Genomic DNA, 21,121 nt, shown 5'->3' on the forward strand with positions numbered 1-21,121 from the left:
TAAGTATATATAGTATATACGTAATAAGTTTTAACCGCCGATCCTTTTGAATTATCGATCTCGATTTGACTTATCCTAGGGAACCCGTGAACTTTTGAAAAATTTCTGAACCACCGACGTGAACAACCGTTAGTCCGTGTTGTTATCGCGGTTAAAAAAAGCGCCACAAAAATGAGTAAGAAAATTCTCCTGGTCGAAGACGATGAAGTAATGCCAAAGATCATTTCCCGCATTTTACCAGAACCAGATTTCATTGTAGATATAGCAGTGAATGGAAAAGAAGCCATGGAAAAGTTAGAGAGCAACAACTACAACTATGACCTGATCATTACGGATATTATGATGCCGTATGCAAATGGATTCGAAATTTTAAGCAAAGTAAAGGGTCATAACCCTGAAAATCCTATTCCGGTAATTATCGTTTCCAATGCAGGAAATGAGGATATGATCATGGAGGGGTTTAAGCTGGGTGTGGATGATTTCCTGAAGAAACCTATCATCCCTGCAGAACTGACACTCCGCGTTAAGCGCTTATTAATGAAGAAGTAAATTTCAACATATTTTGGGAACAACAATATCCGATTACTGGCAGGAGGTCCGTTATGTGTATGGTAACGCGCCACTGGCCATACAGGTTGCCATGATATTTATAGCCGTTGCTGTCACCGCGACAGTGCTGGCCTATCTGACTATCCTGAGAAGCAGATATAAGGCTTATATTAAACGGAAACGGTTGGACAAGCTCCTTCCTCGTATCGATGATTTGCTGATAAATGAAGTGATGACTAATCCTGACATTCCGCAGAATGTGGCACCTTCAAAGGTTTCTTTAAACCTTGCCCCTTTTGAAGAATTGCCTTTACACCGCCGCTGGGCAAGGGAAATGCTGACAACGCGCATCATTCATTTCCGTCAGAACGTAAAAGGAAATATGAGTGAATTGCTGCGTGGTTTATATACCCAGCTGGACCTCGACAAAGATGCCTATCGCAAATTGAAATCACGTAAATGGAATAAGAAAGTGGAAGCCTTGGTAGAATTTACCAATATGGATATGTCGATTTCGGATGTGACTATTTTACCATTGGCCAATAGCCGTAACCGTGAGTTGCGTGCAGCGGCCCGCCAGGCGTATATCAAAATCAGTAAAAACGAACCATTCAAATTCTTTGACTCTGTAACAGACCCATTGCTACCCTGGGACCAGGTAGAGCTTTTCCGTATTATTACTACCACAGAAGATATTGCCATTCCAAACTTCGCCAGGTGGATCACCTACTCTTCCAACAAAAGCGTGGTATCATTCTGTATGAAACTGGTGGCACATTATAATCAGCTCGCAGCTGTTCCTGCCATTATCAAATTGCTGGATAACAGGGACCACTATACGAGAGCAGATGCAATCGAATGTTTGGGACGCCTGAAAGTAGAAGAAGTGGAAGACAAACTGGTGCAGCTTTACACCAGTCAGCCGCTTTTCTGCCAGATAGAAATACTCCGTGCCTTAGGACGTATCAGCAGTGGAAGGCATATTGATTTTCTGAAAAATGAATTCTTGCATGCCACTGACTTCGACCTAAAAAAGGCTGCAGCGCAGGCGATCGTGAAAAATGAATGGATAGCCCGCAATGTTCTTGATGAACTGCTGGCAACTACCAGCGGCCAAAACCTATTGATATTAAAGCATTGCATGAACCCGTTAATTAAGTATTGATGGATACAATTTCAGAAACGCTTGTAAAGATTTATGAGTCTTCTATTTTCGTATATGGACTAACGTTATTAGTCGTATATGCGATGCTGGCATTGTTGTCTATCATTGCTATCCGACGATATCTTTCCCGTACAAAGCAATCGCAGCTGGATACCCTGGCATCCTCTCCCCTCGCGCCAGGCATTACCATACTTGCGCCGGCTTATAATGAAGGGTTGACCATCATTGCCAACGTCAGATCTTTGCTCACACTCAACTATCCCAATTATGAGATCGTGCTGATCAACGATGGCAGTACCGATGACAGCATGGCACAGTTGATCCGTGAGTTTGATATGGTGGCTGTTGATTTTGCCTACAACGAAAAAATCAGGACACAGCCTGTAAAAAATATTTATAAATCCAGGAATCTGGCTTATTCCAACCTGATCGTAATTGATAAGGTCAATGGTAAAAGCAAGGCAGATGCTTCCAATGCAGGTATTAACGTAGCCTCTTTCGATTATTTTGTTTGCACGGATGTGGATTGCGTTTTGCATAAAAATACCTTGCTGGAGCTGATAAAGCCAGTGTTGCAGGAAGAAGGCCGCCGCGTCATCGCCGTGGGTGCTACGCTCCGCATTGCCAACAGCAGTGAATTTGACGAAGGTGTACTAACACGTATGCGTCCTCCAAAACAGCTGCTACCCAGGTTCCAGGAAGTAGAATATATCCGCTCCTTTGTGTTGGGAAAAATGGGATGGAGCGCACTAAACTGCGTTCCCAATGTTTCCGGCGGTTTAGGATTGTTCAACAAAGAAGTGGCTATACGAAGCGGCGGTTACGACCATCGTTCTTTCGGAGAAGACATGGAACTGCTCATTCGCATGTGTCGTTACTGCGATGACAACAAAATGAAATATGCTGTTCGTTACATTCCTAAAACACTCTGCTGGACGGAAGGTCCTGCCACACTGAAGATTTTCGGCCGCCAGCGCACGCGTTGGGCAAGAGGACTGGCACAGCTGATGGTAGCACACTTCGGCATGTTCCTGAACCCACGCTACGGCAGAATGGGATTTGTTGTCATTCCTTATAACTTCTTCTTTGAGCTGCTGGCGCCAATAGTGGAACTCAGCGGTATCATCGTTTATATTGTGCTGGCTATCTCCGGACAAATCAACTGGCCATATGCCATACTGTTGCTCGTATTCGTGTATACGTACGCGGTAATGATTTCCACATTGTCTATACTCTGGGATCAGCTCAGCTTCCATTACTATAAAACTATCAGAGAGGTAATGTCTTTGCTGATCATTCCTTTTCTCGAATTTCTGTTATATCACCCGCTGATCGTATTCTTCTCTATCAAAGGATATTTCTATTTCCTTACAGGAAAGAGAAGTACGTGGGGGACTATGCAACGACAAGGATTCCAGAAGGCAAAGACAAACTAATCTCCAAACATTTAACGCATGGTCGGTATTATATTTCAGAATTGTGTTTTTATCTATGGCATCATCATGTTGCTCACATATGCCTTACTGGCTATATTGAGCAATCGTGGTGTACGCCTGTTCAAAAAGCGGCAGCCGTTTACCGACTACTCCCTGCTGCTGGATTCCCCGCTGACGCCCGGTATATCTGTGATAGCACCGGCTTTCAATGAAGGGGTAACTATTATTTCCAATGTACGCTCCCTGTTAACACTGAACTATACGAAATTTGAAGTCATTATTGTAAACGATGGAAGCACAGATGATACATTAGAAAAACTTATCAATGAGTTTGAACTGGTAGAAGTAGATTTCGCTTATAATGAACGTCTAATTACCAGGCCAGTAAAGAGGATGTTTAAATCTACCAATATTGCCTACGACAAACTATTGGTAATTGATAAAGTAAACGGTAAATCCAAAGCAGATGCCTCCAACGCCGGCATCAACGCTGCTGCTTTCGATTATTTCTTATGCACGGACGTAGACTGTATCCTGGATAGAGATACCCTGCTCCGTATGATCCATCCTTTCATGAATGAGGAACATAAGAAGATCAAAGAAATCGGAGAACCTTGTCCTGAATGCGGATATGTGCATGTAGAAGAAGACAGCATGCGTGTAATTGCTACCGGGGCCACGCTTCGCCTGGTAAACTCCTGTGAAGTAGATGAAGGCGTGATGGTAAGAGTAAAGCCACCACGTAAATACCTGCCAAGGTTCCAGGAAATGGAGTATATCCGTGCTTACGTATTAGGAAAGATGGGATGGAGCGCTATCAACAGTGTACCAAACGTTTCTGGTGGTTTAGGCTTATTTGATAAAGAAATTGCTATTAAAGCTGGTGGTTACGATCATCAATCGTTTGCAGAAGATATGGATATCGTAACGCGTATGGCCAGCTATATGGTAGATAATAAACTCAAATATGCCATCAGGTATATACCTACCAGCCAATGCTGGACAGAAGGCCCTCCTACCATGAAAGTATTTATGAGACAGCGGACACGCTGGGGCCGCGGACTTGCAGAGATCATCACTATTCACCGTCACATCATTCTCAATCCACGGTACAAGCGACTGGGATTAATCGTTTTACCATATAACCTATTATTTGAATTCCTGGCACCCATTATTGAGTGCATTGGTATTATATTTTATATCTACCTGATCATCACCCATCAGGTAAACTGGCCTTACGCCAAAATATTGTTACTGTTCGTATACCTGTTCTCCATCACCATCACCACCTTGTCGATGTGCTGGGACCAGCTCACCTATCCACATTATAAAACCTGGAAAGAGGTCATGGGCCTTACTTTGATGGCCTTCCTCGAACCAATATTATATCACCCGCTGATCGTATTTTTTGCATTAAGAGGTTACTGGTTTTTCCTTATTGGTAAGAAAACCTCCTGGGGAAATATGCAGCGTCAGGGCTTTGCACCGAAGAAGCCGAATTAAATTTTATGATTTTGAGGATAAAGATGAACAAGTATATAACCGTTATCTTCCTGCTATGCTTCACCTTTGAAGCACAGGCGCAATTTCTTAAAAAGAAAAAGAGCAGCCGGGCAGGTGAATACTACGAACAGGCCGTTCAAGAAACAAAACAGCAGCATTATGAAAAGGCAATCGACCTTTCCTTAAAGGCGCTGCATGAACAACCTGACTTCATTGACCAGGAACTACTTCTGGCAAAACTTTACCTGCTTACACGCCGCTATGATCAGGCAAGAAAATACACTAAAAGTGTATTGGAAAAAGATCCGAAATATAAAGACGCCTACTATTTTGGTATCAACATTGAAATGTCTACCAATAATTATCCGGAAGCGGAATGTTACGTAGATGAAGCCCTTAGCCAATTTCCGGGCAGTAAGGACTTTATGGTCAAGAAGCTGGAGATTTTGGATGTACAGAAAAAACTATACCGTGGAGATCAATGGGCAGAAAACATCCTGGAACATTATCCTGACGATACTACCGTAAAAAGAGCCTATGTGGATCATTACCTGCAATCTGGATTTTACCAGCAGCAGCAAGGTAATTTCAATATGGCTCGTCAAAGCTTTGATAAGGTTCTGGCCATTGAACCACAAAACAAAGAGGCCCGGGAAGCCGGACTGGGAACAGAATTGCGTGGTGGTAACCTGCCACATGCACTTGATGTAGTTAACAACCTACTCACCGGCCAGCCAGATAATTATGACCTGCTGATGAAGAAGCTGGGTATTTTACAGGAAATGCATGCTTATGCAGATGCCCTAAGTGTATTACAACAGATCTATAGGAGATATCCAAACGATGCAAAAGCACGTAGCCTGGAAACTGCCCTGCGTATGGAAGCGGCAAGCTACTATACTAACACTGACCCCTACTCGCTGTATCTCTCTGTACTGGAAAAAAATCCTGGTAACAGAGAAGCATTAGACAAAGTAATCGGTTATTGCATGGCAAGAGGTGCCTACATGGAAGCACTGGCCTGGATCAACAAAGGATTGCGTAGCAGTCCTAATGATACACGTTTACTCAACCTAAAAATGGATGTACTGGAAGGCGACCATCGCTACGGCGCCGCTGCCGCTATCGCTGAAGTGCTGTATCAACGCGCGCCAAACGCCGACCTACGCGATAGGCTCGTAAACCTGGAAATTCAGTCTGGCCGACAGTATATGGCCGAAGAACAATATGATCTGGCACTGGCTGCATTCCAAACAGGGCTTAAAATTAGTCCGCGAGATACTACCCTGCTGGGACTTATCATCAATACCTACAGTTCATTGAAAGATAATAAAGCCGCCCTGAAAGCGACCGACAATGCTTTATCTTTCTACCCCGACAATGAAAAATTCCTTTTACGCAAAGCATCTTTACTGGAAACTGCCGGCGATTATGATGGCGCAGCAACTGTGTTGACAACACTTAGCAGCCGTCATCCAAATAATGAAGCCTACAAAGGATCACTGGCAGAGTTAAGACTGGCAGCAGCCCGCAATCTTATGCGCGCAGAAGAATTTGATCTGGCAAAACAGCAATTGTATACCGTACTGGAAGTACAGCCAGAAAACAGAGATGCATTGGATTATATGATCAATCTGCAAAGCGCCACACATAATTTGGACAGCGCCTTGTGGTACAACGACAAAGCACTCAGTTATTATCCTAACGATAAAGATTTGCTGCTGAAGAAATCCAGTGTATTGCAGGATGAAGGTCGCTACAATGAAGCTGCTGCTATTGCCGCTGAGCTGATGGTACGTTATCCATATACCGCTAAATTCAAGACAGCATATATAAATAGTGAGATGTCTGCCGGTACCGCATATCAGCGTAATCAGCAGCCAGACAGTGCATTGGCAGCATTTAACAAAGTACTGGAGCTTAATCCGAAAGATTCATTAGCATTGTTGTACAGCATCAATCAGCTGAATGGACAACAGCGGTATGACAGCGCAATGGGTTATGTAAACCAGGCACTGAAATATTATCCTGACAATGAAAATTTCCTGCTAAAGCGGGTGAATACACTCGAAAATAAAAAAGATTATGCAGCTGCTTCCCTGGCTGCAGATACGCTGGCAAAGCGGTTTCCAACGGCTAACAACAAAGATTATTATGATCTGCTGGCAGTAAAAACCATGAAAAACCAGTTTGGATTATATTACCTCAACAGTACTTATGATTATACTGATAACAGGTATAATATTGCGACAGTAGAGTATAGAAGATTCATCAAAAAAGGTTCTTATGCATTTCGCCTCGATTATGCCGGAAGACAGAATGGCAATGGCTTGCAGGGAGAAGCCGAAATGTATTATGTGCATAATCCGAAACTCTATAGTTATGGGTTGATAACCTTTTCCAATAAAGTGGTGTTTCCACAAGTAAGAGCGGCCTACTCTTTGTTCAAGACCTTTAAGCATGACATAGAAGTAGAGCTGGGCGCACGATACCTGAACCTGGATAGTGTGAGCAGTGTTTCTGGCGTGGTTTCTGTGGCAAAACCATTTGGGGATTTCTGGGTAAACCTGCGTGCTTATGTCATCAGTGAGCCGCCAAGAACGACGACGTCCTTCAATCTGACTACCAGGTATTATACCACGCCTGCACATACCGATTTCATATCGCTGATTGCAGGTTTGGGAACCTCTCCGGATGATCGCAGCCGTTTGATTAATTACGAACAGCTTTCAGGATTACTGACACATAGCGTGGCAGCAGGTTATCAAAAAGTATTTAAATACCGTACTACTGTTGGGTTGTATGGCACATGGATAAATTCAAAATTAGCACCTAATCAATATGGAAACCAGTATGACATCTATGTGGTGCTCATGCGTAAATTTTAAGTAATCAACAATGATTCGAACAATGAGTAGTATCCTTTTAACCATGTTATTCCTGTTGAACAGCAGCTGTGGCACGGCCAGCGGGGATATTAGTGTGGTAAGCAACGGACATAGTGACTACAGCATTGTGACGCCTGCGAGTCCATCCAAAGCGGAAAGCAAGGCGGCCAGCGTGTTACAGGATTATATTCAAAAGATCAGCGGCGTTAGACTGCCGGTAGTAAAAGAAAATGATTACAGTGGCAATACGGCCATTTTTGTAGGTAATACAGAACATACCAGTGGCCCTGAAAAGGTGTATGGAGATGGTTTTTATACGGGCACCGCCGATAAAGCCGTATATGTTCGGGGAGGAAGTGGTAAAGGTGTATTGTATGGCGCTTATCATCTGCTCGATACGTATATGCATTGCCGTAAGACTTCCGGCGAGGCCGCCTTTGTTCCATCCTTAAAAACAATAACGCTTCCTCCCAATATGAAAGATTTACAGGAGCCACGATTTGTATATAGAGAGAGCTATTACCCTATGAGTGCAGATCCGGAATACCTGGACTGGCATGGGTTACAGCGCTTCGAAGATCTATGGGGTTTATGGGGGCATTCCTTTTTTAAGATCATTCCTCCACAACAATATTTCGCTGGACATCCGGAATATTTTTCATTGGTGAATGGCAGTCGGCAGCCAATGCAGTTATGTCTGAGTAATGAACAGGTATATAACCTGACGGTGGCTTATTTCAAAAAGGCGATCGCTACACATCCTGATGCCGTTTATTGGTCTATTTCCCCGGAAGATGGCCCTGGATATTGTACCTGCGCAGAATGCAAAAAAGCAGATGAAGAAGAAGCGAGTCATGCCGGTGCGTTGATACGCTTTGTAAACCGAATAGCAGCGGCCTTCCCGGAGCAACAGTTTACAACGCTGGCTTATGGTTATAGCGCCAAGGCGCCTGCCAGGACAAAGCCAGCACATAATGTATTCATCTTCCTAAGTTCTATTGATGCATATAGACAAACGCCTTTACAAACAATAGCTTCTGCTGCTGACTTCAGGAAGAACCTGTCATCCTGGGGGAATATCTCTGATAATCTCTTTATATGGGATTATACTATACAATTTACCAATTACCTCTGCCCTTTCCCCGATTATGCAAATTTGCAGGCCAACATGCAGTATTTTAAAAACAATCATGTTAAAGGTGTTTTTTCTCAGGGTAGCGGAGAAACGTATGGAGATATGGCGGAGTATAACAGCTACGTACAGGCGGCACTGTTATGGAATCAGGATGCAGATATACAGGCCGTTTCGGCCGATTTCATGCAAAGCTATTACAAGGCAGCGGCACCTTATGTGCAGCAATACATACAAGCATTAACTGAAGCTGTGCATCAAACCCATGCCGTGCTGGATATCTACGGCAGTCCGATTTACAGCGCAAAGGATTATTTGTCTCCCGCGAAGATAGACCAATACAGCAGTTTGTTGGATAAGGCCGAAGCGGCCGTTGAGAAAGATCCTGTGGCATTGAAAAGAGTGAATTGGGCCCGGTTACCACTGGAATATGTGGTATTGCAGCAAAGCCGCACTTATGGCACGGAGAAATATGGTTACTTAACCCCTTCTGGAAATGGTTATGTAGTCAATCCAAGATGGCCGCAGCGTGTGCAGCAATTCGTTACCAACAGTACAGCCGCAGGTGTTACTGAATTATCTGAAGGTGGATTATCTCCAGATGCTTACCAACAGGAATGGAATAAATTGCTGGCGCAAAAATGGGTAGGCGGATTGGCATTTAAGGCGCCTGTGACACTGGCGAATCCTTATACGCCCGAATATAGTCCTATGAAAGAGAAAACCTTGACAGATGGATTATTTGGCACTACTGATTTTAGTTATAACTGGCTGTTTACATATGGCAAGGATATGATTGCGACTATTGATTTAGGTAGTAATAAGGCGGTAAAAGAGGTGAGTATGAATTTCCTGCAGGATGCCAGGCATTATATTTTCCTGCCGGTTAATATCAAGGTAGAGGTATCCAGTGACGGAAGTACTTATCAAATCTTTGGCAGCAAACAGGTGCCGGTACCTGGGGAAGATTTTACGGCCAGTATTTCGCATTATGTGTTTAACAACAGTGTAAGTGCCCGATATATCCGGGTTACGGCTTCCTGTGCGGCGCAACTGCCTGCCTGGAGGACCGTGGGCAGCAAGCAGCCTTCTCTTTGCTGTGATGAGATCGTAGTACAATAAAGCTCAGAATAAATATAAAACGCTGACAGGCAGCCATTTAATGGCAATTTACCTGTCAGCGTTTTTTTTATTTTCAAAAATTATTGAAAGATTATTTGGAAATAATAAACACTGTTCAGTATATTTGCACTGTAAATATTTTCAATGGGCATAACAGAACGCAAAGAGAGAGAGAAAGCAGAGATGCGGCGGCGTATCGTAGATGCGGCGATAGAGATGTTTGTGGCGGAAGGATATGAAAAAGTATCTATCCGAAACATCGCCGATAAAATCGAATACAGTCCCGCTACTATCTACCTGTACTACAAAGATAAGGATGAACTGCTTTATGACGTACAGAGTGAGGCATTTCATAAGCTGGCTGCCTGGTTCCGGGAGCGCATTATTGCGGTGAATCCATTGGAGCGCCTGGAACAGCTCATGATGGCTTATGTATCCTTTGCGCAGGCACATCCTGAATTATACGATCTGATGTTCATCATTAAGGCGCCTATGAATTCGGTGGAAGATGAAGAATGGGATAATGGGCTGGAAGCCTTTAATTATCTCACCGGTACAGCAAAAGCCTGTGTAGACCAAAAGTTGATTCGTTTCGACGACCCTATGGTAGCAGGTTTGAGCATATGGGCCTTTGTCCATGGTTTCGTGAGTCTGAATTTACGCTGTCGCATCAAGATTTCAGAACTCCCCGATGAAGTCCTAGAACAGCTAATCGTCAACGCCGCCAAGATTTACATCTCGCAAATAACTGCCTAAAATATAGTAAAAAAGCCTTCGGGCTTTTTTTAAACAACAGTATTAAACACCGTTCAGTATATCAACAATGATTATAGCCTCATGGCTATTTTTTTTAACACCATTAATAAACACTGTTTATTATGTCAACATCAATAACAAAAGGAGCATTGTTAATATTAGCCCTGGCCTTAGGTTTCAGCGCCAGCGCCCAGCAGAAAACATTGGATAACTATATTCAGCAAGCCTTTAGCTCCAACAAAGGTTTGAAAGATCAGAACATACAACTGGACCAGGCTCTGTATGCATTGAAAGAAGCCAAAAGTTTATTTGGGCCAGATGTAACCTTCCTTGGGAGCTATGTAAAATCCGGTGGCGGCCGTGTCATAGATATTCCCGTAGGCGATATGCTGAATCCTGCATATAGCACTTTGAACCAGCTAACAGGCACCCATAATTTTCCTACAATGGAAAACATGAAATTTCAGTTGAACCCCGATAACTTCCTCGATACGAAAGTGCGCACCAGCATGCCTCTCGTCAATGCGGAAATTTATTACAACCAGCAAATTAAAAAGGAGCAACTGAGCAGACAACAAGCGGCAGTAAACGTATATAAACGTCAGTTAGTCCAGGATGTAAAAACCGCCTACTACCGCTACTATCAAGCTGTTCAGGCGGTAGCAATTTACAAAAGCGCAGATGCACTGATCAATGAAAATATCCGCATCAATGAAAGCATGGTCAGAAATGGTGTCAGAAACAATACTGCTTTATATCGTTCTAAAACAGAAAAAGAAAAGAACGAGGCTTCCATAAATCAGGCAGAAAACAGCAGAGATAATGCCAGAGCGTATTTCAACTTTCTGCTCAACAGGCCACTGACAGATAATATTGAAATAGATAGTAGTACCATAGATCTTCCTGCTACTAATATAGCGAGTGATGATGTTAGTCAGCGAGAAGAATTGCAGGAATACAAACATGCAATCGGCGCTTATCAATACAACAACAAACTACAGCGGTCCTATCTCATCCCTAAGCTGAACACTTTTCTGGACCTGGGTTCCCAGGGATCACCACTAACATTCAACAGCAGCACCCGTTATTATTTCTTTGGTGTAAATATGGAATGGAATCTTTTCAGTTTTCATAAAAACAAGTATAAAATCAAACAGTCAGAAACTGCATTGAGTTCTGTAAATATGGCGGCCTCACAAACGGAAGACCAGCTGAAGTTACAGCTGTTCCAGGCGAAAAATGATTACATCAGTGCTGTAAAAAATTTCAACACCGCCAGAACCCAGCTAGATTTTGCAGAACGTTACTATCGTGATCAGCTAAAGGTTTACAAGGAAGGACAACTATTATATCTCGAGCTGGTAGATGCACAAAATCAACTTACACAAGCCAGGTTGCAGACAGCAGTTACGCAGGCAAATGTTCAAAGCACCATTGCCGCTGTGGAACGCGCGCAGGCAGGCTATCCACTTGAAAACAAATAATCGCTCCTATCATTTACATACCACTACTTCGACTAATAAAACAAGACTTATGAAACAATACGCTTTGCTCATAGTATTATCCGCTGCGCTGGTATCCTGTGGCAGTAAACAAGAAGCAGCCAAAACAGATAATTCAGGTGTCATTCCTGTGAAGACCATGCCCATGGCAGCTCATAGCGGCACACAGGTAATACATGCCTCTGGCCAGTTTACAACAGATGATGAAGTTTATCTTTCTTTTAAAACAGGTGGCATCATCAACAGCATACTGGTGAAGGAAGGTGATGCTATACATAAAGGCCAGCTGCTGGCTACTTTAAATCTGACAGAAATTAATGCACAGGTACAACAGGCTACATTAGCCTACGAAAAGGCAGCCAGGGATTTTCAGCGTACACAGAATCTCTTCAACGACAGCGTTGCTACATTGGAACAACTGCAAAACAGTAAAACTGCTCGGGAGCTGGCTAAGCAACAATTGTCATCCGCACAATTCAACCAAGCCTTTTCTGCTATTCATGCAACCCAGGATGGTTACGTATTGCACAAACTAGCCAATACCGGCCAACAGATTAGCGCAGGCACGCCTGTATTGCAAACAAATGGTGCTAAAACGGCACATTGGATTTTACGTGTAGGCGTTAGCGATAAAGAATGGGCCAGTATTAAAAATGGTGATAAAGCCAATATTGAAACACAGTCCGAAAATATCGGCAAGCTCACAGGGTTGGTTACACGAAAATCAGAAGGTATAGATGCTGCCAGCGGCACTTTCAGCATCGACGTACAGCTAACGGGAAATAAGCCAGCAGCCCTTGCTGCCGGCATGTTTGGGCGTTGTCACATATCCACCGCCGCAGCCGATACCTCCGGAGTATGGCGTATCCCCTACGCCGCTTTACTGGACGGTAACGGCAGCAGCGGATACGTTTTTGTTACGGAAGATGGTAAAACTGCGCATCGTATACCCGTGACCGTTGCTGGCATGGAAAAAGACCAGGTACTTATCAGCGGCACCGTCAATGGGCAACTGATCATATCCGGCAGTGCTTATCTCAAAGACCAGTCTCCTATCCGTATCATCCAATAACTACTGCTCCCATGAAAATTTCAAAATATGCTGTAAAAAATTATCAGTTTACGCTGGTGATATTCATCATGATCATCGTGCTGGGCGTGAGTACGATCATGAATATGCCGAGGTCAGAAGACCCGGAGATGAAAGCGCCGCAATATACAGTGGTGGCGGTTTATCCAGGCACCAGTCCTAAAGACATGGAAGACCTTGTGGTGGATCCACTGGAAAAAGAAATTTATAGCCTGGCCGATATCAAACGCCTCCGCACCAATATCAGCGACGGTGTTGCCACCATGCGGGTAGAATATAAATACAGTTCTAATGTAGAACAGAAATACCAGGAGTTGGTACGTGAAGTGAATAACAAACGGAAAGACTTACCAGCAGACATTTTCAGTCTGGAGGTATTGAAGTCAGAGCCCAGCGATGTAAATGTTTTGCAGACTGCACTGATATCTGAAAATGCGTCCCGTGATCAGTTACGTTTCTATGCAGAAAAATTACAAGAGACATTAGAAAAAATTCCTCAGCTGAAAAACGTAAAAATTCATGGGTTGCCTGATCAGCAGGTGCGGGTGGAATTACAGCTCGATAAAATGGCGCAGCAGCATATCCCTGTAAGCGCTGTGATGGGGGCTATTCAGAGCGAGATGGCTAATATCCCCGGTGGTAGCATAGATGCAGGAGAAAAAAGCTTCAACATCAAAACCAGCGGTAATTACCAGGATATCGCGGAAATAGGAAATACGATCATATCATCTGCCAACAATAAAAATATCTTTTTGAAAGATATAGCCAAGGTTTATTATGGATTTGATGATGAGAAATATTTTGTAAGATTGAATGGACATCGCAGTGTTGTGGTTTCTGCGGCGCAGAAATCAGGCGAGAATATCAGTAAAACCCAGGAGGCTTATTTACCTGTCATCAATGCTTTCAAGAAGACCTTACCCGCGAATATTGACCTGGTGTTGTACTTCAATCAGGCGGAAGCCGTGAACTCCCGACTGGCAGGACTTGGCAAGGATTTTCTCATTGCGATATTACTGGTTGCCATCACCTTACTGCCATTAGGCCAGCGGCCAGCGATCATTGTTATGATTTCAATTCCGCTATCGTTATCGATTGGCATTGTGTTATTGCAGTTGTTTGGCTATAACCTAAACCAGTTGAGTATAGTAGGTTTAGTAGTAGCGTTGGGGTTATTGGTAGATGATAGTATTGTTGTTATTGAGAATATAGAGCGGTGGATGCTGGAAGGTCATAGTCGCATGGAAGCTACGCTGAAAGCCACTTCACAGATAGGCCTTGCGGTTGTAGGTTGTACTGCGGCATTGATCATTGCCTTTATGCCGATCGTATTTATGCCAGAAGGCGCGGGTGATTTCATACGTGGGTTACCGTTAGCGGTGATATTCAGTGTGCTGGCATCTATGGCCGTTTCGCTGACGATCATTCCTTTTCTGGCGAGCAGGTTGCTGAAAGAGCATACTAATCATGAAGGAAATATTTTCATGCGTGCATTGAAGAAGCTGATCCATGGAAGTTATGCGCGTTTACTGGACAAGGCGCTGCATCGCCCAGTGCTGACGATAGTAGTGTCGTTAGTAATATTTGGTGCTTCTATCATGGTGTTTAAAGCTGTTGGTTTCAGTTTATTTCCTTCCTCAGAAAAGCCACAGTTCCTGGTGAATGTGATAGCACCGCCGCAATCGAATCTGGGCTATACTGATCAAATTGTGAAGCAGCTGGAAACTGAACTCTCCAAAGAAAAAGCAGTAAAATATGTGGCCAGTAATATTGGTAAGGGTAATCCTCGTATCTACTATAACGAGATTCCTGAAAACGAGCACAGTGATTATGCGCAGTTATTTGTTCAATTAGATCCTCATACTAGTCCTGCAGCAAAGCTGGCATTGATTGAGCAATTGCGCAGCCGCTGGACACCCTATCCTGGCGCGAAGATAGAGGTAAAGAACTTTGAGCAAGGCCCTCCTATGGCTGCGCCGGTGGAAGTCCGTTTATTTGGCGACAATCTGGATTCCTTACGTAGTCTGGCTGCTACAGTTGAAAAGATGTTGGAGAAGACGACGGGTACTATTTACATTTCTAACCCTGTGAGTAACCTGAAGTCGGACATACGCGTAAAAATAGACCGCGAAAAGGCACAGCAGCTGGGCATTCCAACTGCCAATATCGACAGGGTTGTTCGTTTAGCCGTAAGCGGTATCAACTTAGGAAAATATAATGACATCAATGATAATGATTATGATATCTTGCTGACCAAGCAAAAAGAAGGAAAGCCAACGTTGGACGTGTTCAACGACCTGTATGTGAACAACAGCCAGGGTGTGGCAATTCCGCTGAAGCAGGTGGCTACCTTGCAACTGGAGACATCTCCTTTGAGCATTCGCCATCAGGAAAAAAACAGGATGGTAGCAGTGACTGCGTTTGTGCAGAAAGGTTTTCTGGCTGATAAAGTCATCAATGATGTAATCAAACAGATGGATGCAATGAAGTTACCATCGGGTTACAGTTATGAGATGGGGGGAGAAGTGGAAAGCAGGAAGGACTCTTTTGGCGGCTTTATGACGATCATCATAGTAACGGTATTTATGTTTATTGCCGTGTTGATATTAGAGTTTAAGACCTTCAAAAGCACGTTGATCGTATTATCTGTAATACCACTGGGTATTGTGGGAGCCGCGCTGGGATTGTGGATTACGGGCAATTCACTTTCTTTTGTGGCTATCATTGGATTGATTGCGTTGGCGGGTATTGAGGTGAAGAATACTATTTTACTGGTGGACTTTACGAACCAGTTGCGTATGCAGGGGCATAGCCTGGAAGACGCTATCAGAGAGGCCGGAGAAGTGCGCTTTTTACCAATCGTACTTACCTCACTGACAGCTATCGGAGGATTGATTCCTATTGCGATATCTACTAATCCGCTGATAGCGCCACTGGCGATTGTATTGATAGGAGGTTTGATCAGTTCTACGTTGCTGTCCAGGATAGTGACGCCTGTAGTTTACAAGCTGATACCGCCTAAGATTGAGGTGCCGGCAGCCGCGGTGGCTACTGTCAGGCAAGAGGCGGAAGTAGCCCTGGAGGAAGCATAAGTAGTTGGAAATTATAAAGGAATCTGTACATTTACAGATAATTGGCAATCACCAAATCCTTTTTGAAAATTAGATCTTATGAAAAAAATCTTCCAGGCAGCAGCTGCCTTACTGCTGTTGATCTGTGTTACTGCACAATCATCGCAGGCACAGTTAAAGCGATTCAGTATTGGTCCTTTTGTAGAAGCCGGTTTTCCTACCGGAGATTTCAGCAAAACTAATAAAACAGGCTATGGTATAGGACTTGGCGCCGACATCAAACTGGTAGCTGGTCTTACTGCAGTAGGTTCTGTGAGCTATATGTATTTTGGCGGTAAGTCATTCAATATTAATGGTAATAACGCTGATTACGCAAATGTAAAAGCAATTCCAATCCGTTTGGGGCTGCGTTATAAAGTATTCTCTATCCTGTATGCTAAACTGGAAGGCGGTACTATCCAATTTGCTGGTGGCGATTATACTGGTGTTGGCGGTCTGGTGGCTCCTGGTATCGGTATCCGTTTACTGGGCCTGGATGTAGAAGGTAAATACGAAGCCTGGTTCAAAGATGGCACCAAAGGATTCTGGGGCCTGAAAGCAGGTTACAATTTCTAATTCGCACCGTTTAGGTTAAGCAATACATTTTATAAAAAGGCTCTCTCTACTTGTTAGAGAGAGCTTTTTTTATAAGGATATCTCAAATAGAAATTTTCTGGCTTTAGCCTTCCACGCAGCGCGAAACTCCTCCTGCTGAGACCTTCGGTATCACATGTAAATCAAAGACAGATAAGATAATTCTCTTTTATAGAAAAATTACTCGGGATAAATTATTTCAAACAAACATTCTTATCTACTTAAAAATTTGTTGTTAAAAATATTTCTTCCATTAAAATAGTTATTATTTTCGTTAGGCATCTCACATAACAGATGCAGAAAATTGTTTGTAACCTGACTGTATTAAAATGTCATGAGTATGAAGTAATACCCGACCTATATTCAAGCATTCAAATACACTACTGCTAAGCATTTCAACGACTGCACTTATTTTTACATGAACTGATTTATTATTTTTTTAATTTCTAAAAAATCAATTTAACAAGATAAAATTCCCCTATCTGTATTAGTTAACTCGTTTTAAAAATTAAACAAAAAACAAATGAAGAAAACCTTATCCTTTGCCTTAGGGTCACTGATCCTGGCAACGACGTTCTATGCCTGTACGAAAAATGATGCTCCAGGGAAACCTGCACCCGTGGAAGGTTCCTGGAAAGGCGAAACACAAGTAGTAAAATTGGCATTAAAGGGAGACCTGGTGATTACTGAATCTCCATTGGGCAATGGCAGAACAGCTACTAACCACACAGGCCGTGGCACCGCCGACAGCGTGCTATATGCTGTAGATATCAGAGTAGGTAACTACCAGCCATTTGCACAAGGTATTCTGAAAAGACTTGATACCATTAAGTTTGAAGTACCAAAAGGAGTAGGCTATACGATTGGTTTAGCAGCCATTCGCAAGGGCAGCAGCGAAGCCGGCCTGTTTCAGACTGACAGCCTTGGACTTACTTACTTCGACAGCCCTATCAGGAGTTTTACCAATTTTAAGATGACCAAGGACACCATAGGTGTCAGCAAATTGCAACAAAATTTCCTGGACACACTGAACTACTTTAGTATGGCTGTAGGACAGTTTAACAAGATCGTCAGAAAACATGCTGAGCTGGACATTTACTACGGCTTCTACAATGGCACTGCTGGTGATTCGCTGAAAAGCGCTATTGACATTAACATGCGCAGGCTGACCTATGGCTTTAAATTTATGCCTGTCAACTTCAGTGGCGGCAGTCTGACCGTGAGCTATGGCAATTTTGCTGCAAGCAAAACCATTGCGGCTGCCCAGGCTGGCAATATTGAAAACCTTTATAGTGCGGATGAACTCCGATATGTGGAGAGTGTATATACTGGTATTCCGGTTACACTTCAGTGGAATCGCCCTGATGGTGGTACACAAGATTTAGGAACACGTGTTTTCTATCCTAAGCGTAATGTGCTGAACACGGTATTCATTTCTTTGCCTAGTAACAACAGTTTACCAGTGAAGCTAAATATTACTGAGCAAACCTGGCGTCAGGACACGATTATAGTTTGGTGATCCTGTTTAAAATAAAAGCGGGCGTCTCTGAAAATAAGAGGCGCCCGCTTTTTTACTTTTATAGCTTAGTAAAATACTGCTGACCAGGTCCTGTCGAACAGCTGACCAGGATGCAATACGTTAATACCTTCTTTTTCGGTAAGATCACCAGTAGCCGTTTCGCTGTCTGCAATACCGCACCATGGCTCTATACAAACAAAGTCTGCATCCTTAGCAGACCATATGCCCATATAAGGGAATCCTTCGAAGTGAACACGGATACCATAACCAGTAAGATCGCTCTTGATAGAGATAGTATGAGATGCCAGGTTTTTGAATACGAGTGCATCTTCATAAAATAATGATTTTTGTAAAGGGAGTTTATTGGTATTGTTGAGGAATGGAACAGAGAAAGCAGCGATCTGTCCTTCTGCTGTAAGCGGCCATCGGCCGGCATTCTCCACCTTTTCAAATTCGAGGTAATAATCAGTGAAGGCAGAACCTTCTGCTAATGGCACTTTAAATGCGGGGTGTGCGCCAACAGAGAAATACATCAGTTCATCACCGGTATTTTTCACGTGGTAGGTTACTTTCAGCTCGTCGGCTGTGAGTACATACCGAACGCTAAATATGAATTTGAAAGGATATACCTTATGTGTTGCTTCGTTGTCTATGAGGCTAAACAGTACGCTATCGGGGCCTTGCTCCGTTACTACGAAGTTCATTTCTCTGGCGAAGCCGTGGCGACCCAGCGTGTAGGTCTGTCCGTTATATTGATAGGAATTATGTTTCAGACCACCTACGATCGGGAACAGTACCGGGCTTTTCTTTCCCCAGAAGTCGGGGTTACCGCTCCACATATATTCGAAGCTATTATCATTACGAATAATACTTTGGAGTTCTGCGCCTTTTTCTGCGATCGTTACTGTGAGTTTTTCATTGGAGAGCCGTACCATGATACAGTTGATTTGATTTCTAAAGCGAAGATAATCTGTAAATTGCAAAAGATAAGGGGTAAATCTGTATTGAAAAATAAAACATAAAACACAGTATATGGAAACATTAAAAGGAAAAAAGGCACTGATAACAGGTGCTGGCAAAGGGATTGGACGAGCGCTGGCATTGGCGCTGGCGGCAGAAGGAGTGGATATTGCACTAATGGGTCGTACACTGGAGCCGCTAGAAGCGGTTGCTACCGAAGTTCGTACGCATGGTGTTAAAACTGCCATCGCAACCGGCAATGTGGGTAATATTGAAGAAGTAAATGCGGCCGTAGCCAAACTAAGTGCAGAACTGGGTGCAATAGACATCCTGATCAATAATGCCGGCATATCTACTTTTGGTGGTTTTATGGAGCTCACACCAGAACGCTGGGAAGAGATTATCCAGGTAAACCTGTTGGGTGCTTATTATGTGACCCGTGCCGTTTTACCATCTATGATTGAGCGTAAAACCGGTGATATTATCAATATTTCCTCTACTGCCGGACAACGTGGCGCGCCTTTGACAAGTGCATATAGTGCCAGCAAATTTGGTTTGCTGGGCATGACAGAATCTCTGATGCTGGAAGTACGTAAACATAATATTCGTGTAAGCGCGCTTACACCTAGTACTATCGCAACAGACATGGCGAAAGAACTTAAACTGACAGATGGTAATCCTGAAAAAGTTTTACAGCCTGAAGACCTCGCTGAATTTGTGGTGGCGCAGTTGAAGCTGAATCGCCGTGTGACGATTAAGTCAGCAGGATTATGGTCTACCAATCCATAATATTTATTTACATAAAATAAATTTGATACAATAAAGGCGATCGTTATTATATAGCGATCGCCTTTGTTGTAGGTAGTATGGCGCTTTTTGCTGTTAATGAATATTTATCTAGACGAAATACCATTTGTACATTTTAAATCATGCCATTGCTGTTTTTAATTTTCAAACCCCTAACTTTATAGATAAATCTGATATAAAAAACTATGAAACTCCAGAGAATTCCCCTACTGCTGGCAACAGCAATGCTGCTGGGCGTAAGTGCTAAAGCGCAGCATATTGATCTCGGCGTAAGAGCCGGTCTCAGTATCCCAAAACTCTCCGCCGGCGGTAGTTCTACTAATCCACTCAACGAAGGTTACAGTAGCAGACTTGGGCCTGACTTTGCTGTATTGGCAGAATTCCATTTCAGCAAATTGTTCTCTATTCAGCCGATGATCGAATATTCAGCACAGGGTGGACAGAAAAACGGATTCCAGGCCTTCCCTACTCCAGCTGCGGTAGTAGCAATGCTTCCAGCAGGACAGGCGCCTACTTACCTTTATGCCGACTTTAAGAGCACCGCTAAGATCAATTATCTGATGGTGCCGGTACTGGCTAAATTTGGCTGGAACCTTGGTAAGTCGCCATTACGTTTATACGTGGATGCAGGTCCTTTCGTAGGTTTTCTCCTTTCAGCGAAGCAGGAAGTACGTGGCACCAGCCAGTGGTACCTGGACCCAGGAAAAACACAACCAGTGCCTAACGTTCCTGCACAGAACATGGATGCAAACCAGGATATCAAAGATCAGCTAAACAAAGCTAACGTAGGTATCAGCGGTAACGTAGGACTGGCCTATCAATTCGGCAAGAACCAGCTCTTTATTGAAGGTGGTGGCAACTACGGTTTCCTGAACATTCAAAAAGGAGATGCTAACGGTAAAAACAATATTGGAGCAGGTACAGTAGCTATTGGCTATGCTTACAGGCTTAAATAAAATTACTTGACAGCAAAGTACAAACGCCTTCC

At 43.4% G+C, this 21,121-nt stretch carries 15 protein-coding genes; 14 read left to right on the forward strand and 1 reads right to left on the reverse strand.

Annotation, left to right across the window (positions count from 1 at the left end):
* Positions 1 to 171: 171 nt before the first annotated feature.
* The 12 genes from ACE38W_RS19050 (at position 172) to ACE38W_RS19105 (ending at position 18,366) form a co-directional block, all read left to right on the forward strand.
* Entirely contained in the window at positions 172 to 549 is a 378-nt protein-coding gene (locus ACE38W_RS19050; RefSeq protein ID WP_375833286.1) for a response regulator transcription factor, read from the forward strand.
* 13 nt (positions 550 to 562) lie between these two features.
* Positions 563 to 1,714: a HEAT repeat domain-containing protein gene (locus tag ACE38W_RS19055; protein WP_375833288.1), complete on the forward strand. Its 1,152-nt coding sequence runs from the start codon at positions 563 to 565 to the stop codon at positions 1,712 to 1,714.
* On the forward strand, positions 1,714 to 3,150 hold the full coding sequence (locus ACE38W_RS19060; protein ID WP_375833291.1) for a glycosyltransferase: 1,437 nt from the start codon (positions 1,714 to 1,716) through the stop codon (positions 3,148 to 3,150). Before ACE38W_RS19055 ends, ACE38W_RS19060 begins: the two co-directional genes overlap by 1 nt.
* Positions 3,151 to 3,168: 18 nt before the next feature.
* Entirely contained in the window at positions 3,169 to 4,653 is a 1,485-nt protein-coding gene (locus ACE38W_RS19065) for a glycosyltransferase family 2 protein (RefSeq protein ID WP_375833293.1), read from the forward strand.
* A 23-nt stretch (positions 4,654 to 4,676) separates the two neighbouring features.
* On the forward strand, positions 4,677 to 7,541 hold the full coding sequence (locus ACE38W_RS19070) for a tetratricopeptide repeat protein (protein WP_375833296.1): 2,865 nt from the start codon (positions 4,677 to 4,679) through the stop codon (positions 7,539 to 7,541).
* Between the two features lie 22 nt (positions 7,542 to 7,563).
* Positions 7,564 to 9,795 (forward strand): DUF4838 domain-containing protein, encoded by a 2,232-nt coding sequence (locus ACE38W_RS19075; protein ID WP_375833299.1) that lies wholly within the window; start codon positions 7,564 to 7,566, stop codon positions 9,793 to 9,795.
* 144 nt (positions 9,796 to 9,939) lie between these two features.
* The gene (locus ACE38W_RS19080; protein ID WP_375833302.1) at positions 9,940 to 10,551 is read left to right on the forward strand and encodes a TetR/AcrR family transcriptional regulator; all 612 of its coding nucleotides are present in this window, start codon (positions 9,940 to 9,942) and stop codon (positions 10,549 to 10,551) included.
* A 122-nt stretch (positions 10,552 to 10,673) separates the two neighbouring features.
* A complete protein-coding gene (locus ACE38W_RS19085) occupies positions 10,674 to 12,035 on the forward strand; it encodes a TolC family protein (RefSeq protein ID WP_375833304.1) in 1,362 nt (453 codons plus the stop codon).
* A gap of 49 nt (positions 12,036 to 12,084) precedes the next feature.
* The gene (locus ACE38W_RS19090) at positions 12,085 to 13,125 is read left to right on the forward strand and encodes an efflux RND transporter periplasmic adaptor subunit (RefSeq protein WP_375833307.1); all 1,041 of its coding nucleotides are present in this window, start codon (positions 12,085 to 12,087) and stop codon (positions 13,123 to 13,125) included.
* A gap of 11 nt (positions 13,126 to 13,136) precedes the next feature.
* The gene (locus ACE38W_RS19095; protein ID WP_375833309.1) at positions 13,137 to 16,235 is read left to right on the forward strand and encodes an efflux RND transporter permease subunit; all 3,099 of its coding nucleotides are present in this window, start codon (positions 13,137 to 13,139) and stop codon (positions 16,233 to 16,235) included.
* 78 nt (positions 16,236 to 16,313) lie between these two features.
* Positions 16,314 to 16,829 (forward strand): hypothetical protein, encoded by a 516-nt coding sequence (locus tag ACE38W_RS19100; RefSeq protein ID WP_375833312.1) that lies wholly within the window; start codon positions 16,314 to 16,316, stop codon positions 16,827 to 16,829.
* Positions 16,830 to 17,370: 541 nt separating this feature from the next.
* Positions 17,371 to 18,366: a hypothetical protein gene (locus ACE38W_RS19105; protein WP_375833315.1), complete on the forward strand. Its 996-nt coding sequence runs from the start codon at positions 17,371 to 17,373 to the stop codon at positions 18,364 to 18,366.
* Positions 18,367 to 18,431: 65 nt separating this feature from the next.
* Here ACE38W_RS19105 and ACE38W_RS19110 read toward each other — a convergent pair whose 3' ends face one another.
* Positions 18,432 to 19,301, reverse strand: coding sequence for an aldose 1-epimerase family protein (locus ACE38W_RS19110; protein ID WP_375833318.1), 870 nt, complete (start codon positions 19,299 to 19,301; stop codon positions 18,432 to 18,434).
* Between the two features lie 97 nt (positions 19,302 to 19,398).
* Between ACE38W_RS19110 and ACE38W_RS19115 the strand changes: the two genes are divergently transcribed.
* Positions 19,399 to 20,115 carry a 3-ketoacyl-ACP reductase gene (locus ACE38W_RS19115; RefSeq protein WP_375833320.1) on the forward strand — a complete coding sequence of 239 codons (717 nt, stop codon included), beginning with the start codon at positions 19,399 to 19,401 and terminating at the stop codon, positions 20,113 to 20,115.
* A 203-nt stretch (positions 20,116 to 20,318) separates the two neighbouring features.
* Positions 20,319 to 21,089: a porin family protein gene (locus tag ACE38W_RS19120; protein WP_375833323.1), complete on the forward strand. Its 771-nt coding sequence runs from the start codon at positions 20,319 to 20,321 to the stop codon at positions 21,087 to 21,089.
* Positions 21,090 to 21,121: the final 32 nt, after the last annotated feature.

It is taken from the genome of Chitinophaga sp. Hz27 (assembly GCF_042263525.1).
Classification (GTDB): Bacteria; Bacteroidota; Bacteroidia; order Chitinophagales; family Chitinophagaceae; genus Chitinophaga.

Bases quoted from the DNA above. Each gene is read 5' to 3' on its own strand.
- ACE38W_RS19050 (WP_375833286.1), top strand. From the start codon at position 172: ATGAGTAAGAAAATTCTCCTGGTCGAAGACGATGAAGTAATGCCAAAG.
- ACE38W_RS19060 (WP_375833291.1), top strand. From the start codon at position 1,714: ATGGATACAATTTCAGAAACGCTTGTAAAGATTTATGAGTCTTCTATT.
- ACE38W_RS19065 (WP_375833293.1), top strand. From the start codon at position 3,169: ATGGTCGGTATTATATTTCAGAATTGTGTTTTTATCTATGGCATCATC.
- ACE38W_RS19070 (WP_375833296.1), top strand. From the start codon at position 4,677: ATGAACAAGTATATAACCGTTATCTTCCTGCTATGCTTCACCTTTGAA.
- ACE38W_RS19075 (WP_375833299.1), top strand. From the start codon at position 7,564: ATGAGTAGTATCCTTTTAACCATGTTATTCCTGTTGAACAGCAGCTGT.
- ACE38W_RS19080 (WP_375833302.1), top strand. From the start codon at position 9,940: ATGGGCATAACAGAACGCAAAGAGAGAGAGAAAGCAGAGATGCGGCGG.
- ACE38W_RS19085 (WP_375833304.1), top strand. From the start codon at position 10,674: ATGTCAACATCAATAACAAAAGGAGCATTGTTAATATTAGCCCTGGCC.
- ACE38W_RS19090 (WP_375833307.1), top strand. From the start codon at position 12,085: ATGAAACAATACGCTTTGCTCATAGTATTATCCGCTGCGCTGGTATCC.
- ACE38W_RS19095 (WP_375833309.1), top strand. From the start codon at position 13,137: ATGAAAATTTCAAAATATGCTGTAAAAAATTATCAGTTTACGCTGGTG.
- ACE38W_RS19100 (WP_375833312.1), top strand. From the start codon at position 16,314: ATGAAAAAAATCTTCCAGGCAGCAGCTGCCTTACTGCTGTTGATCTGT.
- ACE38W_RS19105 (WP_375833315.1), top strand. From the start codon at position 17,371: ATGAAGAAAACCTTATCCTTTGCCTTAGGGTCACTGATCCTGGCAACG.
- ACE38W_RS19110 (WP_375833318.1), bottom strand. From the start codon at position 19,301: ATGGTACGGCTCTCCAATGAAAAACTCACAGTAACGATCGCAGAAAAA.
- ACE38W_RS19115 (WP_375833320.1), top strand. From the start codon at position 19,399: ATGGAAACATTAAAAGGAAAAAAGGCACTGATAACAGGTGCTGGCAAA.
- ACE38W_RS19120 (WP_375833323.1), top strand. From the start codon at position 20,319: ATGAAACTCCAGAGAATTCCCCTACTGCTGGCAACAGCAATGCTGCTG.